Here is a 15,029-nt window from a genome sequence, read left to right on the forward strand (position 1 = left end):
CGATGGACGGGCGGCTCGACCTGCGGAACGTGACGGTCTCGGTCTCGGATGCCGAGCGGCGCTTCGCACTCGAGGTGGCCGGACTCCAGCTTGCGGCCGGGGACGCGGTCGGGCTGTCGGGGCCGAGCGGCACCGGCAAGACCATGCTGCTGGAACTCCTCGGGCTGCTGCGCCGTCCCGATCCCGGCGGCAGCTTCCGCATCCGCGCCGGCGGCACGGAGCTTGACGCCGCCCGGCTCTGGACCGGCAGGCATGCCGGGCGCGACGCGCCGGGGCATCGCGGGCGGCTCTTCGGCTTCGTCCCGCAGAGCGGCGGGCTGCTGCATTTCCTGACGGTGCGCGAGAATATCGCCCTCGGCCAGCGGCTGACCGGCCGCGCCGATCCCGGCTGGATCTCCACGCTGGAGGACCGGCTCGGCCTCGCCCCACTCGCCCGGCAGCTGCCCCGCGCCCTGTCCATTGGCCAGCGCCAGCGGGTCGCGATCGCCCGCGCCCTGGCCCATCGCCCGGCCTTCGTCATCGCCGACGAGCCGACCGCGGCGCTCGACCCCGAGAACGCCCGCACGGCCATGGGCCTGCTGATCGCCGCGGCGACCGAGGGCGGCGCGGCGGTGGTGATCTCCTCGCATGACAGCGCGCTGCTCGACAGTTTCGCGCTCAGGCGGCTCGACCTCGCCCCGGCCGGCGGCGCGGGCGCCGTGTCGAGCCGGCTCGGCGAACGCGGGGCCGCCTGATGCGCAATGTCGTCTTCCTCGCCCTGCGGGCGCTGCGCCACGACCGCATCCACGTGATCTGCAACATCGCCATCCTCGCCGGGGTGCTGGTGCCGCTCCTGGTGCTCTTCGGGGTCAAGAACGGCGTCTACGACACGCTGATCGGGCGGCTGCTGTCCAATCCGGCGACACTGCAGATCGACACCAGCGGCAATGCCGCCTTCACCGAGGCCGATGCCGCCGAGATCCGCGGCTGGCCCGAGACCGGCTTCGTCACGCTGAAGACCCGCAGCATCTTCGATTTCGTCAATGTCCGCGCCGTCGGCGGGACGCAAAGGCGCGACGCCCTGCTGGTGCCGAGCGGGCCGGGCGATCCGAACCTGCCCGCCGGGCTCGACCTGGCGCCGGGCAGGGCCGCGATCTCGGCCGGGCTCGCCACGCAGCTGGGCCTGGCGCCGGGCGACCGGATCGAGATCTTCACCCAGGCCGAGGACCGGCCGCGGCAGCTGCGGCTGGAGCTCGCCGTGGCGGCAGTGCTGCCCGCCGACCGGATGAGCGGGCGCTCGGTTCTGGCGCCGCTCGAGGCGCTGGATCTGGTCGAGGCCTTCTATGACGGCTACGCGCTGCCGGATCACGGCATCGGGGCGGGCCGCGCGCTGGCGAGCCGCCAGCCCGTCTTCGAGGGGATGCGGGCCTATGCCGCCCGGCTCGAGGATCTGGCGGAGCTGCAGGCGCGGATCGAGACCCGCTTCGGCATCGGCACCGAAGCGCGGACCCGCGAGGTGGAGTCGGTTCTGGGGCTCGGGCGCAATCTCGACATCGCGCTCGGACTGACCGTGGCGGTGGCCTGCATCGGCCTCTCGGCGGCGCTGGTCTTCGGCTTCTGGGGCGAGGTGGCGCGCAAGCGGCGGCTCCTCGCGGTGCTGGCGCTGATGGGGCTCGGCGGCCGGTCGCTCTGGCTCTTCCCGGTGGTCCAGGCGCTGGTCTCGGCGGCGCTGGGGCTCGCGGTCTCCTTCGGGCTCTACCTGCTCGCCGCGCTGGCCGCACAGCGGCTCTTCGCCCCCGGCGCCGATACCGGCCGGCTGGCGCAGATCGCGCCCTGGCAGGCGGCGGCGATCTGCCTCGCGGTGCTGGCCTTCGTCGCCGCCGCCTCGCTCTTTGCCGCGCGCGCCGCGGCGCGGGTCGATCCGGCCGAGGTGCTGCGGGAGGGCGGCGAATGAAGCGGCTTCTCGCGCTCCTTCTCTGCGCCGCGGGCGCGGCCCCCGCCCAGGAGGCGGCGCCGCCGCCCTGGGATGCCGAGCTGACCGATCCCGCGGGCGGGGCCGACCTGATGCTGCCGATGCCCTGCGGCGGCGCCATGGCCTTCCAGAAGGTGCTGGTCCCGGTGGAGGCGGGCGATCCGCTCGACGACCGCGCCTTCCGCATGGGCCAGTCCGAGCCCGCGACCGGCTATTCCGACTACCTGCGCGGCGCCCATCTGCGCGGCGCCTTCGCCGATCCGGGCTCCGGCGGCTCGGCCTACTACATCGCCCGCTACGAGATGAACGAGGCGCAGTACCGGGCGCTGGCGGGCGATTGCGGCGCACCCTTCGGCCGCCGCGACCGGCTGGCCCATGGCGGGCTGAGCTGGTTCGAGGCGGTCGACCTGTCGCGGCGCTATTCGGAGTGGCTGAACGCGAATGCCCGCGACCAGCTGCCCGGCGGGGCGGAGCGCGGCGCCTTCCTGCGGCTGCCGACCGAGGAGGAATGGGAATACGCGGTGCGCGGCGGCGCGCGGATCGATTCCGCGCAGTTCCCCGCCCGCCGCTTCTTCGCCGAGGGCGAGCTCGGCGACTACGCGCATTACCAGGCGGCGGGCCAGGGGCGCGGCAACCTGCGCCCGGTCGGGCTGCGCGCGCCCAATCCGCTGGGGCTCTTCGATGTCTACGGCAATGCCGAGGAACTGGTGGAGGACCCGTTCCGTCTGAACGCCGTCGGCCGCCCGCATGGCCAGGCCGGGGGCATCGTTACCCGCGGCGGCTCGATCGATGCCGAGGCCGGCCAGATCTACTCGGCGCAGCGGCGGGAATATCCGCGCTTCGATCCGCGCTCGGGCCAGGCGCTGGCGGGGCAGTATTTCGGCCTGCGCCTGGCGATCTCGGCGCCGGTCATCACCGATGCGGGCTTCGACGCGATCCGCGACGGCTGGATCGCCGATTCCGAAGGCGCGGCGCCCGAGACCAGCGATCCGCTGGCCACCCTGTCGAGCCTGATGGAGAACGAGATCGACCCCAGGCGTCGCGACGCGCTGGCCGGGCTGCAGCACGAATTCCGCCTCGCCCAGGACGCGGCCGAGCAGTCGCTGCTGCAATCGGCGAAATCGACCATGCTCAGCGGCGCGGCCTTCGTCGCCGGGCTGAAGGAGGGCGAGGCCGAGATGCAGCGGCTGCGCGGCGCGATCAACGACCTGCGCGACCGGTTCGAGATCACCTCGAACAGCGACCAGCGCGCCGTTCTGCTTGCCGGGATGCGCACCAATGTCGAGCGGCTGACGACGCTGCAGGAGGCGCAGGAGACCTCGCTTCTCTTCTACCGCCGCACGCTCGAGGCGCTGTCGGAGAACCTCGCCCCCGAAATGCGCCAGGCTGCCTATCTGGATCTCGGCCGCGAGCTCGGCTCGGCAGAGCTCTTGGAGCTGCTCTCGGACGTGAACAGCTTCTGGGGCGACGTGAACGCCTACGCGGCGCGGCCCGACATGGATCTGGCGGGGCTCCTGGCGATGGCGCTCGACTGAGCCCCGGCTACCGGAAGCTGCGGGCGCGGTTCTCGGCGCGGCCCGGGCCGACGCGGGTCGGCATGCTGTCCTGCACGACCTCGGTGCTGTCGATCGAATAGCGCGCCGGGCCCGGATCGAGCGTTGCCGATATATAGGGCCGCTGCCGCCCGCCGCCGGGCTTGTCGGCCGCCGCGACCAGCGCGCGGAACTCCACCGGCCGGCCCTCGAAATCGGTGAAGCTGCCGACCGAGGTCTCGCCCTGGCTGGGGATCGAGGCCCAGTGGCGGAAGAGGTCGACCGGGCGGATCGGCTCCACCTCGGAGAGGAGCCCGTCGCCGAAGAACTCGCCATCGGTCGAGGGGTTGGTCCTCCCGGTGAAGCCCGCGCCCGGCACCAGAGCGCCCGCGACCTGGTTGGCATCGGCCTGAAAATTGTTGTGGTCCGCGCCGATGATGATGCCGCCCCCGGCCCGGGCGACCTCGGAGATCTCGTTGACGGTCAGCGCCGCGCTGGAGCCGTCGACCCCGGGGAAATTCGACTCGCTGCTGTAATCGGTGTTGCGGATCAGCAGCGTGCCGTCGAGCAGCAGGTTGCGCTTGCCCGAGGCATAGAAGGCGCGGAACGCGTCGAGATCGCCGCTGCTGAACATCCGCCGGCCATTGCCCGCATCCACCACGATCACGTCATAGACGGCGGCGCCGAGCGCCGCCGCCGTCTGCCCGCCCGAGCCGTGGCGCAGATAGGTGACGTCGAAGGCCCCGCCGCCGCGGTAGCTGTTGAGATAGGCGACGATCGCCTTCCTGTGGCCGTCCGTCAGCTTCGCCTCGCGGACCGAGCTGTGGACCCAGAGCACCGCCACCGGCTCGGCGCGCACGGCGGCGGGCAGCAGGGCGAAGAAGACGCAAAGGAGAGGGAAGAACCGTCGCATGAAATAACCGGTGGCCTGGCGCTCCGCGACTATGCGCGGGACAGGGGCGGTTTTCAATTCCGGTTGTTGCCGGAGGCCGCGGAATCGGGTTTCATCGACTCGGTAGATTTCATTCACGGCGGGCCTGTACCTTGCGCTCCATCGCGATTTCCCTCCTCTGCCTGGGCTGCCTGGCGCTTCTGGGCGGGGCCGCGCATCTGACGCTCCGCGCCTGCGCGCTCGACCTGCCCCGCTGGATGTCCGTGCCCGGCGCCTGCCCTGCCCCGGCAGAGACGCGGCAGGTCGCGCAGCTCGCCCGGCTCGATGCGCAGCGCTCGGATCTGCTGCAGCGGATCGCGCTGGCCGAGAGCCAGCTTTCGCGGCTGCAATGCGACGCGGCGGGGCCCGATCCGCATCGCGCGCTCGACCCGGCCGACTGGCGGCGCGGCGATCTGGAGGCGCTCTATGGCTGCTGGGATCTCAGCACCCTCTACCAGACCCGCAACACCGAGACCGGCGACGAGGTCGGCTATCCCGCCTGGCAGATCTGCTTCGACGCCAAGGGCAACGGGCTGCAGAAGATGCGCGACATGGACGGGGTCGCCTGCGAGGGCCCGGTCAAGGGCGGCTTCACCGAGGCCGGCGCGCTGCAGATCGAGGAGGCGGAGAACCTGCCCTGCGGCGACGGCGGCTACATCCACCGCCGGGAATTCACCTGCACCGCGACAGCGGGCGCAGCGAGCTGCGACACGCTCCAGCCCGAGACCGGCGGACGGATGGCGGTGGAGTTCCGCCGCTCTGCGCGGGAGATCTGAGATGTCCGGGCGCGGGTTGCTTGCCGCCCTGATGCTCGCCGCGAGTGCCGGAGCGGCAGTCGGGCAGGCCTCCACCCCCGAGGATCTGGTGCGCTGGATCTACCAGAGCACCCTCGCCCAGCAGGGCGGCGGCCAGGTCGGCCTGCGCTACCTGACCGCGCCCGGCCAGCGGCAGAGCTTCCTCACCGCACGGCTCTCGACCTTCTTCGACGCAAATGACAGCTATGGCGGCGACCTGCTGATGGCCTGCATCGACTACGACCCCTCGATCCCCGGCCAGGACTATTCCGAGTCCGAGATCGCGGACTCGCTCGCCATCGCCTCCGACAGCTCCGGGGAGGAATGGCGGGTGACGGCACGCTTCACGACTTTCGGCACCCCCGCCCGCGTCGCCTATGTCTTCCGCCCCGAGGCCGGGAGCTGGAAGCTCGACGATGTCGAGACCAACGGCGCGGCGCTCTCGGCGATCCCCTGCAGCCCGAAGGCCGGGGACGCGCCCTTCCTGCGCGGAACGGGCTACTGCTACGACACCGGCTCGTCGCAGCTTGTCCTCGATATCGGCGGGCGCGGCAGCGGGCTGGCCAGCCTGGAGTCCTGGCAGTCGACCGGCCATTTCTGCGGGCTGCGCGACGAGGTGCTGGCGCCGACCGGCACCGGCTGGGCGATGAACAGCAGCGAATTCGGCAGCCTCTGCACCGTCGCCTTCGATATCCAGCCCGATAACGGCATCCGCCTGAGCACATCGGGCTCCTGCACGCCCTATTGCGGGGCTGCGGCGGAGATGGACGGGCTCGTCTTCCCCGGATCATCGCAGCGGGCCTGCGCAGGCATGCCGCGGAACTGAGATCACACCCTGCGCGCCACGGGGAGTGCCAGGTCGATGGATGCTCGCGGTGGTGGCAGCCTGATCCCATGCTGAATCTCGGAAACTTGGCCCGGGCACAAGGGCTTCCGCTTCCTGCGAAGCGTCATCGGCCATGCCGTGGGGCCCATCACGGATTTGCACTGAGCCTGCGCGACGGCGAGGACCTTCTTGCCGAGCGCGGCATCATGGTTGCCCACGAAACGATCCGCGGCAGGGTCGGCCGCTTCGGCCGTCGGTTCGCCGCCGGCAGCCGGCGGGACCGCGCCGTTCCTGCTGGCAAATGGCATCTCGCGAGGTCGTCATCCGGGTGGACGGCGAGGCCCATTGGCTGTGGCGCGCGATGGATGGCAACGGCACTCGCCGGCATGTTTGAAGGCATGGCGCATTCTGGCTCATTCCCCGGCATCCTGGTCCGGACCCGGCGCTAAACGGCAGCCGCGAGGCCCTTCTTCCGCAAGCTCTTCGGGTGCTGGGGCATGCCGCGCGTGCTCGTGACCGACAAGCTCGGCTCCTATGCCGCCGCAAAAGCCGGAATCGTACCCGGCATCGGGCATCGGGCATCGGCAGCACAAGGGACCGAACAATCGCGCCGAGGGATGCCACCGTCACACCAGACGCCGCGAGAAGCTCATGGGCCCGTTCAAGTCGTCTCGTCACGCGCAATGGTCCTGTCGGCTCATGATCAGGCAGCCGCACCATTCAGACCGGAGATATGCGCGAAAGCTGGCGGACGCCGTCGCGGAACTCAACCCCTTCGATGACCTCCGGCAGGCGGTTCCGGCCGTCGAGCTTCCGCCATTTCTTCTGCGCCGACATAATCAGGCGGAAGGCCATGGCGAGCCAGGTCTTGCGGCTCAGGCAGCCCTTGGTGTGCCGGGTGCGGTGTCGGACGATGGCGAAGGTGCTCTCGATGGGGTTCGAGGTGCGGACGTGTTTCCAGCGCTCGGCCGGATAGTCGCAGAAGGTCAGCAGCGCATGCCGGTCCCTGACCAGCTTGGCCACCGCCTAGTCCCACTTCACGCCGCAGGTTTCGGCGAAGAGCGAGGGCGCCCGCCACCGGTTCGAGGGCAGGCCCGAACGAAGGCGGCCGACGCCGCGGCCCGGGTCCCAGCCTGCCAGATGTCGTGCAGGTGTCCCTCGGCCTCCGGCTGCGCGTTCTGCACGTTCATGGTCTTGTGGACCCGGCACCGTTGCTCCAGCGTCGCCGGAAACACCTCGCGCAGCGCAGCCCAGAACCCCAAGGCACCGTCGCCGATGGCCAGCTTGAGCGCCTGGTTCATGCCGCGCCGCTTGAGATCGAGCAGCTCCTCGCGCCAGCTTTGCGTGCTCTCGCGGAAGCCGCCGGTCATGGCCAGGAGCTCCTTGCGGCCGCATTCATCCGCCCCGACGATGACCGGAACGCATTGTTTCTCTTCCGCCATCCGCGGCCTGAAGTGGAAGCCGTCGGCCCAGATGCAGAGGAACCGCCGCGTGCCGAGATCGCGTTTCTGCCAGGCCTCGCATTCGGACCACCAATCCGCCTTCAGCCGCGAGATCGTCCTGGCCGACAGGCCCTTGGCGTCCGGCCCCAGCAGGGCGCGGCGCCTCGCCGGAATCGCCGGCGGACACGCCCTTGAGGTACAGCCACGGCAGCAGCTCCTCGACCGATTTGGCCTTGCGCAGGTAGCGCGGCACGATGCTTGGCGTGAAGGTGATCTTGTCCATCCCCGGCTTGCGGTCACGCACGCGCGGCACCTTCACGGCGACCGGACCGATCCCGGTCAGGATTCCGCGCTCCGGCAAATGTCCGTGCCGCAAAAGCCTGGCCCGGCCGTCCTCCAGCCTGTCCCCGGCAAAGGCGGCGAGAAACGTGGCCAGCTCGGCCCCGAGCGCCTGCTCGATCAGCTTGCGCGCGCCTTGGCGGATGAGGTCCGTCAGCGGATCCGGCGAAAACCCGGATGGATCGGGCAGCGTGGCAATGGCAGTCTCGGACATGTGGCATCTGTTCGGCCCCTCTCTCGGACGGATCGCGTTCGCGGTCTCACTCTCGGCAGAGAATTGACGGAGTCTGAACACCGCCATGATATGCCGCCCCTCAGGGCACCACCAACTTTCGCGCGTGACTCTCAGACCGAAGCGCCATCGCCTGTCCGCCAAATCCTGCCGCCATGCCCGGTCAGACGCATTCGGGTTGGAGACCGAATGCACCGGTCCGCTCACCGCCTGAAACGCAGGATAATGAAGCTACCCGCCGGGAGTCAGCAACAACCTGACTGTGAATATGCTCGGGCAGTCTGATGGCCTGACTCGCAACCTGATTGACCTCGTGTCATTGCATTGGCGTGTCGCCGTTGTTGCGCAAATCCAGGGGAACTCATCTCGTGAATCCAGCATGCTAGCCGGGCGGCATGAGCAGACCACCGAAGACGACCTGCAAGACCGCCAACTGGCGTAGCTTGCTCGCCGTTGCGCGCCACCGGTCCGAGCGCAACGGCGAGCAAGGCGCTGAGGCGGCGCGGGTCGCTGGCCGTCTGGTTCGATCCCTCGATGCAATGGGAAGCGGCGCCTTCCGGGCGGCGCGGCCGCCATTTAAGGTGTGGATGGCACCGCCAGCGGCATCCCGCTCACCGTGGCCGCGGGACAAGTGTGTCCGGGGAAGGCGAATTGCCGTCCTAAGCTGATTTGCGCAACAGCGCCTGACGCGTCGACACCAGACTGCCCCGGCAGCAGGCGAGCGCATGCAGCGTCTCGCCGCCATGATACTCCGCGACGACCTGGCTCTTGAATTCGGTGCTGTGGCTTCGGTGGCGTATGCGCATGGGCTTTCTTCCTCTGAAAGCCCGCGGGGGGCAATTCAACCGGTCCGCCTGGTCCAGCCGCAGCGGCGCAGTCCAATGACCACCTCGTCGAGATGCCATTTCCCCGCCGGAGCCGGGCGACCCATTCGAATTTGCGCGGCAAACTGACGGCCGAATCGGCCTGTCCAGACACGGGTCGTCTCGCAGGAAACCATGGCGCCGCGCATGCTCCCGCACGGTTTGAAGGCGGGAGCGGCCGACCCGGATACGTGACGTCCTGCGCCATCTCCGCGATCCGGGCAGCGCCGGCTTTCACATCTCACAAATGGCACGTGTCCGCAGCAGCGACCCGTGTTAAGCTCCTGCTCAAACAAGTCGGTTATTCCCCACCCCGGGAGGCGGCAGCCAAGCCGCAGGGGCAATGCGGGGAGTTCATCGCCCGGCGGATAAACGCGGCAAGGGAGCAGACGAAGATGACCAAGGGCGCTATCCTGGTTCTGGTGGGCGCGCTGACCGGCGCGACAGGCTATTCCATCCTGCAGAACAGCGGCCTTGCTGTCCCTGCCGCTCCGGAAGAGGCCGTTGCGGCCATGCCCGCCGGGGCAGCACCCGCTGCGGCGCCGCTGCAGGAACGCGGCTATGGGCAGCCTGCGCTCAAGGACAGGCTGGCGCAGAGTTTCGGAACGGTCTGTTCGACGCCGAAGGGCGAATGCAGCGTTCCGCGGGCGCCGATCAACTCATTCTGCTCCTGCAACGGGACTCCCGGACGGATCGTCCGCTGACTCCGGCTCCGTGGCCGCCGGCTCTTCCGGGCCATCCGCCGAACCGCAGATGCGGATCTCGATCCGGTCGTTTCCCTCGCTGGTCCATACGGCGAGCGTGACAGGCTTGCCGCTGCCCGGCAGCTCTCCGGACAGCGCAGGCTTGCCGTCCGCATCCTCCGCCTTGCCGGTGCCCTGCAAGGGCGCGAACATGGCCAGGATCCCTTCCATGTCGGGCATCACCTCGATCCGGTCCGCCTTGACGCCTTCCAGGGTGACCACCGTCGAGCGCCACAGCCGGTCGCCGGGAATGTCGATGCTCAGTCGGCCATCGGCGGAAAGGTGGTGGCACTGCCGGATGCGCATGGTTTCCTTGTCTATCCGCGGCCCGCTCAGGATGTCATTTCCGACCACGATGCCGTCGAGCGCCTTGAAGTCCGGGGGAACCCGCAGGGTCATCGCCGTCGCCTCGGTCTTCTCCATGAATTCCATGATCGCGCGCGGCGTCGCACCGCCGGGCGGGACTGGATCCGCGGACCCCGCGTCTCCCTGCACCGGGCCTCCGTCCTCGCGGACCGGAAAATCGTCCTCCATGAAGCCGCGCCAGATCTCGAGCCCGATCTGGTCGAGATAGGCCGGCACGGAGACTAGGACCACCTGCGAGGCGACCATCGGCTCCTTGAGGCCGGGCTTGACGATCATCCAGCCGAAATCGAAGAGCGCGTCGCCGCCGCCCGTGGCGAAGTTGATGATGCTGGGCTGCGCCTCGATGCTGCGCCTGGCCGAGCTGCTGCCGGCTCCGACGGACCATTCCGGCGTGCCCGGCGCGGCCAGCGAGGCATCCAGCTTGGCCGACTGGCCGGTTTCGGTGACGACCCCGGTGACGTCGCCGCGCGGGAAGGCGGCATAGGTGTAGCTGTCGACAGCCGCCATCCGCTGCAGGAACAGGAAGGCACCGACCCGCATCTGGAACGCCCGGCCGCGGAGGCACTTAAAGTCCGTGAAGAAGTCCCTGGCAAGGTCGACGCTTCCGGCATCGTCGCCGACGAACTGCCATGGCCCGTCCCCGGTCCTGCCGAAATGGAGCGCGTGTCCGGGCGCCCGCGAAAGGCATGCATCCTCGCCCGGTCCGAGCGGCCGGGACGGCTTGATGTCCCTGGCCAGCACGTTCAGCACGTCGATGTCGAGCCTGTCGGTGATCGACGTGCTGTCGGGGATGCCCTGCAGGTCGAGCCAGACCTTGGCTGCGTCCCCCTCGCACTGCGTCCCGATGCAGCCGAGCTGGGACAGGCCCGATGCAGCCAGGGCCCCGGCCGCGCCGCCATCCGTATCCTCGACGATCATGACACCGATTTCGCGTTCCAGCAGCCGAAGGTCGACCGGGGCATTGGCGCACATGGCGCCGGTCGGCGGGCGCACGCTGACCTGGACGTTGAACAGGTCGCCCCAGGGATCGGGCAGCGGAACCGGCGGCGACGCCTGGCCGCGCAGGCCGCGCAGGAAGGCCCCGACCGTGACGGGGAGCCTGCCCTGTCCCTGGCAGAACTGGTCGGCCTGGCCGCGCACCCAATCCAGGGTCTCCGTCCCGAGATACACGTTGCGCGGCGGCACCCGCAGGTTGAAGTCGAGCACGTCGTCGATGCTGCCGGCCTGGCGCAGCAGAGACGGTAGGAGCACCTGCTGCACGAACACGCTCGTCGACGAGCTTCCGGTGGTGCCGTTGCACAGGGACATGTCTTCCAGCCAGGTGCCGAAGGTCATGTCCTCCTCCGGGCAGGACGGCTTCCGGTAGGGCCCTGCCGACTGGTCGGTGCAAAGCCCCGCCTGCCGCAGCTTTGCGGCGAAGCCGGCGGCCCTGCCGGACCCGTCAGCCTCGCCCAGGACGGCGCAGGTCGCGCCGTTCTTCGAGATGTCGCGGTTCAGCCGGCGCTGGAGGTTCTTCCGCCAGCTGTCGAAATAGCCGATCATGTCGCCGACCGCGAGCCGCGTCCTGCGGTCCCCGATGTCGCCGATATAGGGCGCGCGCGCGTAATAGCCGGCCAGCTCCGGCGTGTTGTGCCTCAGCTCCTCGACGCCGCTCTCGGCGATCTTCACGACCACGGTCGGGTTGCGGGCGGTATTGGTTCCGGGCACCACGGCCGTGTCGAATTTCAGGCCGAAGACCGTGTTCCCGGACAGGTCATGGCGGTCGTCCAGGGCATTTTCCAGGATGTGCTGGCGCAGCGTGTCGCGGAGCGCCGACTGGATGGTGAGCTTCGCGCCGAAGGGAATGTCGCCGGGCCCGGGCAGCGCAGGCGCCGACGGTACCGGGGCGGGCACCTCGCCGCCATCCGCCCCGGAGGCCCCGATGCGCGCGGACAGGGCCGCATTCTGCGCCTCGGTCCGGGCGATGAACCGGGTGCCCGGCGCATCGATCTCCTCCAGCTTGCGGCGCAGCCAGGCATCCTGCTGGTACCGGTCGTTGACAAGCCTCTGGCGGGTGTAGACTTCGGGGCTTTCGACGAAGACCAGCCCGCCGGTCTCGGGCAGGAGCCGCGACCGCGCGCCATCCAGCGCAGGTCCCGCAACCTTCGCCGCAACGACAAGCGCGGCGAGTGCGAGGGCCGAGAACGCAATTGTCCGGAACCACCGAAAGGGATGTCCCATTGCGCCACGCTGGCACATATATTCCGCTTTGTCGATTTGCTTGGCGCCGCGCTTTCCCCGCGATGGCCGGATCGGGCTGTCGTCCAAATGCAGCCATGGCAGCCGTCATGCCGGCCCTTGCCCGCTCCGGCCCCCGGCAGCCGATGCCCGGACGGCAGCTCTGCGGTGCAGACTTGGCTCCGCGGAGGCTGCGCATTCTCGCCTGCCGGACCGTCTCCACCGGGGACGCGGTCCATCGGCGCGCCCTGCCCTCCCTGCGATCCTCCTGAGCTCTCCCCGATCCGCCGCCGCCCGTGCGGCCGCGGATCAGCGCATGCGCAGGGCAGGCAGGCAGGGCCCTCCGGCAGATTCCGACAGGGCCAGCGTCCTGGACCAGCTCCCGTCCGCAAGCGGCTCCTGTCCGAGCCGGACCACTGCCGCACCGTCCAGTTCGCCGTTCCACAGGCTGTCCGGCAGCCCGTCCTGCGTCCTGCCGAGCGCGCTCGTAGCCTCGTTCAGCACGATCCAGCGCGGCCGGTGCAGAAGGACCCGGGCCAGGCCCAGCCGCTGCTGCTCGCCCAGCGACAGGTCGCGGTCCCAGCGCCCGCTGCGGCCGAGCTGCGGCACCAGCCTGGAAAGACCGGCGCGCTCCAGGGCGGCGGCAGCCGCGTCCTCCCCGAACGCTTCGGGCGGCGCCGGGTAGCACAGCGCGCTCCGGAGCGTGCCGGGCGGCAGGTAGGGCCGCTCCGGCAGGAAGGTCATCTGCTCCCGCGGCGGCAGGGCGAGGCTGCCGCTGCCCCAGGGCCAGATCCCCGCCAGCGCGCGGAACAACACGTTGCGGCCCTCTTCCGTGGCGCAGAGGATCTGCACCCGCTCGCCCGGGGCGATCCGGACCGCGCCCGCGTCCAGCGACGCGCAGGTCCCGGCCAGCGCCAGCGACAGCCCGGCGAATTCCAGCCCGTCCGCCGGGTCCTGCGATACCGCGATCCGGCCGGTCCCCTCGCCGATCGCCTCGGCCTCCTGCAGCGCGTCGCGGAAGGCCGCCACCCGGTTCAGCGTCGCGCGCCAGTCGGCAATCACGGCGAGGTTGTCGACGAACCAGCGCAGCGCGGACTGCACCTGCTGGAAGGCACCGACCACCATCATCAGCGTGCCGAAGCTCATCTGCCCGCCGAAATAGCCCGGCGCGGCCACCACCACCGGCACGACGAGTCCGAGCCAGCCATAGCCCGAGGTCACCCAGGTCAGCCGCGCCAGCCCCCCGGCCAGCCGGGCCATCAGGCCGATCACCGCATCGACCGGCGCGGCCAGCAGCCGCCGCTCGTCCGCGGCGCCGTCCTCCAGCACGATGCCGTCGGCATTCTCGGCCACCCGCACCAGCGCGCTGCGCAGTTCCGCCTCGCGGGCATAGCGCTCGGCATTGAGCTGCACCAGCGGCCGTCCGACGCGCCAGCCGAGAGCCGAACCTCCCGCCGAGAAGGCCAGCGCGCACCAGACCATGTAGCCCGGCACCGAAACCGGACCGTGGCCGAAATCGAAGGCGACCTGCGCCGAGAGCACCCAGAGCACGCCGACGAAGCTTGCCAGAAGCAGCGTCGATTGCAGCAGCCCCGCCAGCAGCGAGGTCGTGAGATCGGCCAGATGCTGGGCGTCCTGCTGGACGCGCTGGTCGGGATTTTCGGCGATCTCGCCGAGGAAACCCAGCAGGCAGGGCCGCCGTCCCTCCAGCCATTGCCCGATCAGGTCGCGGGTCAGCCAGGCCCGCAGCCTGACCTTCAGCATCTCCTGCAGCCAGGTCTGGCCGACCACAAGCACCAGCAGCCCGCCGGCGATCGCGCCGAAGGCGGCGAGCTGGACGAGGAAGGCATGGAACTCGCGCTGCTCGATGGCCTGGTAGAAATCGCGCTGCCAGACATTCAGCCGGATCTGGCCGGCGGCATTGGCGCAGATCACCAGCGCGACGCCGGCCGCCAGAGCGCCGACCGGCCGCCACTGTCTCGACTTGGCCAGAGCGCGCACGAGCCCGGCCAGCTGCCGCCCGGGCGCCGGCTGCCGGACCGTCCCGGACGGGGATTGGGTATCGCTGTTCAAGATCGACCTCCGCCGCCTGCCCGCCATCCCGCGGCCGGGCCTCCCGGCCTGCAGGCTGGCGAATGCCGTCTTCTGCCTCGCCAGCCGACATGCGGGCAATATCCAACTGTCGGTGTTTCCTGCGGCAACGCAAACATAAGCGGACAATGCGAGGCGTTTCCGGGAATTTCCGAAAATCGGGGCGGACGGAGCCAAAGCGCATTGATGCCGCGGCTTTCCGGAGCGCGTCCGCCGTCCGCGCTCCGGAAAGCCGCGGACAGCCATCATTGGCATTCGCACGGCTCTGTTGCGCAAATGCGGCTTGGGATTCACGGCGCGAATCCAGCATGATAGCTGGCGGCCATGAGCAGACCTCCGAAGACGACCTACAAGACCACCAACTGGCGTAGCTAGCGAGCCGTTGCGCGCCACCGGTCCGAGCGCAACGGCGAGCGAGGCGCTGAGGCAGCGCGGCTCGCTGACTGTCTGGTTCGATCCCTCCATGCAATGGGACGCGGTGCCGTCAGGTCGGCGCGGCCGCCAGCAAGCGTACAGCGAATGAGGAGGATCAGGAATTGATCCGGGGGATCAATCCCCGACGAATGCAATCCAGGCTTGCCTGACCCTCAAGATCCTCCTCGGGCTGCCGCTCCGCCAGGGCGTGCCATTGTCCGCCATTGGTCCGAGGGCAATGGCGCGCGGCTTCATGGCGAGCCTGCTCGAACTGTCCGGACTGGGCTG

Annotated in this window: 10 protein-coding genes and 3 pseudogenes; 7 read left to right on the plus strand and 6 right to left on the minus strand. The window is 69.9% G+C overall.

The features are described 5' to 3' along the window. The first annotated feature begins 2 nt into the window (after positions 1 to 2). The 3 genes from HCC78_RS25695 to HCC78_RS25705 are packed head-to-tail and all read left to right on the plus strand — an operon-like array spanning position 3 to position 3,486. Positions 3 to 734, plus strand: coding sequence for an ABC transporter ATP-binding protein (locus HCC78_RS25695; RefSeq protein WP_172331640.1), 732 nt, complete (start codon positions 3 to 5; stop codon positions 732 to 734). Further along, positions 734 to 1,933: an ABC transporter permease gene (locus HCC78_RS25700; protein ID WP_172331641.1), complete on the plus strand. Its 1,200-nt coding sequence runs from the start codon at positions 734 to 736 to the stop codon at positions 1,931 to 1,933. Before HCC78_RS25695 ends, HCC78_RS25700 begins: the two co-directional genes overlap by 1 nt. Next, positions 1,930 to 3,486 carry an SUMF1/EgtB/PvdO family nonheme iron enzyme gene (locus tag HCC78_RS25705; protein ID WP_172331642.1) on the plus strand — a complete coding sequence of 519 codons (1,557 nt, stop codon included), beginning with the start codon at positions 1,930 to 1,932 and terminating at the stop codon, positions 3,484 to 3,486. Before HCC78_RS25700 ends, HCC78_RS25705 begins: the two co-directional genes overlap by 4 nt. 7 nt (positions 3,487 to 3,493) lie before the next feature. Here HCC78_RS25705 and HCC78_RS25710 read toward each other — a convergent pair whose 3' ends face one another. Then, positions 3,494 to 4,396: a hypothetical protein gene (locus tag HCC78_RS25710; protein WP_172331643.1), complete on the minus strand. Its 903-nt coding sequence runs from the start codon at positions 4,394 to 4,396 to the stop codon at positions 3,494 to 3,496. A gap of 131 nt (positions 4,397 to 4,527) precedes the next feature. Between HCC78_RS25710 and HCC78_RS25715 the strand changes: the two genes are divergently transcribed. Next, on the plus strand, positions 4,528 to 5,190 hold the full coding sequence (locus tag HCC78_RS25715) for a hypothetical protein (protein WP_172331644.1): 663 nt from the start codon (positions 4,528 to 4,530) through the stop codon (positions 5,188 to 5,190). A 1-nt stretch (position 5,191) separates the two neighbouring features. Beyond that, positions 5,192 to 6,034: a hypothetical protein gene (locus HCC78_RS25720; protein ID WP_172331645.1), complete on the plus strand. Its 843-nt coding sequence runs from the start codon at positions 5,192 to 5,194 to the stop codon at positions 6,032 to 6,034. Between the two features lie 720 nt (positions 6,035 to 6,754). On the opposite strand, the pseudogene HCC78_RS25725 reads toward HCC78_RS25720, so the two are convergent. The 3 genes and pseudogenes from HCC78_RS25725 to HCC78_RS33975 form a co-directional block, all read right to left on the minus strand. Beyond that, positions 6,755 to 8,029: pseudogene (locus HCC78_RS25725) on the minus strand (IS256 family transposase). 677 nt (positions 8,030 to 8,706) lie between these two features. Next, positions 8,707 to 8,853 (minus strand): hypothetical protein, encoded by a 147-nt coding sequence (locus tag HCC78_RS33285; protein WP_216671309.1) that lies wholly within the window; start codon positions 8,851 to 8,853, stop codon positions 8,707 to 8,709. Positions 8,854 to 8,918: 65 nt separating this feature from the next. Beyond that, positions 8,919 to 9,056 (minus strand): annotated as a pseudogene (locus HCC78_RS33975) (IS6 family transposase); the annotation flags it as partial. Between the two features lie 249 nt (positions 9,057 to 9,305). Here HCC78_RS33975 and HCC78_RS25735 point away from each other — a divergent pair. After that, complete coding sequence (locus HCC78_RS25735; protein ID WP_172331646.1) at positions 9,306 to 9,614, plus strand: hypothetical protein; 309 nt, start codon at positions 9,306 to 9,308, stop codon at positions 9,612 to 9,614. Here HCC78_RS25735 and HCC78_RS25740 read toward each other — a convergent pair. Together HCC78_RS25740 and HCC78_RS25745 are read right to left on the minus strand one after the other, a co-directional pair. After that, on the minus strand, positions 9,570 to 12,239 hold the full coding sequence (locus HCC78_RS25740) for a hypothetical protein (protein ID WP_172331647.1): 2,670 nt from the start codon (positions 12,237 to 12,239) through the stop codon (positions 9,570 to 9,572). The two genes, HCC78_RS25735 and HCC78_RS25740, sit on opposite strands and share 45 nt — an antisense overlap. Before the next feature lie 306 nt (positions 12,240 to 12,545). Beyond that, entirely contained in the window at positions 12,546 to 14,309 is a 1,764-nt protein-coding gene (locus HCC78_RS25745) for an ABC transporter ATP-binding protein/permease (RefSeq protein WP_172331648.1), read from the minus strand. A 342-nt stretch (positions 14,310 to 14,651) separates the two neighbouring features. Here HCC78_RS25745 and HCC78_RS25750 point away from each other — a divergent pair. Further along, positions 14,652 to 15,029 (plus strand): annotated as a pseudogene (locus tag HCC78_RS25750) (transposase); the annotation flags it as partial.

Source organism: Mangrovicoccus sp. HB161399, from assembly GCF_013184745.1.
Taxonomy (GTDB): Bacteria; Pseudomonadota; Alphaproteobacteria; order Rhodobacterales; family Rhodobacteraceae; genus Mangrovicoccus.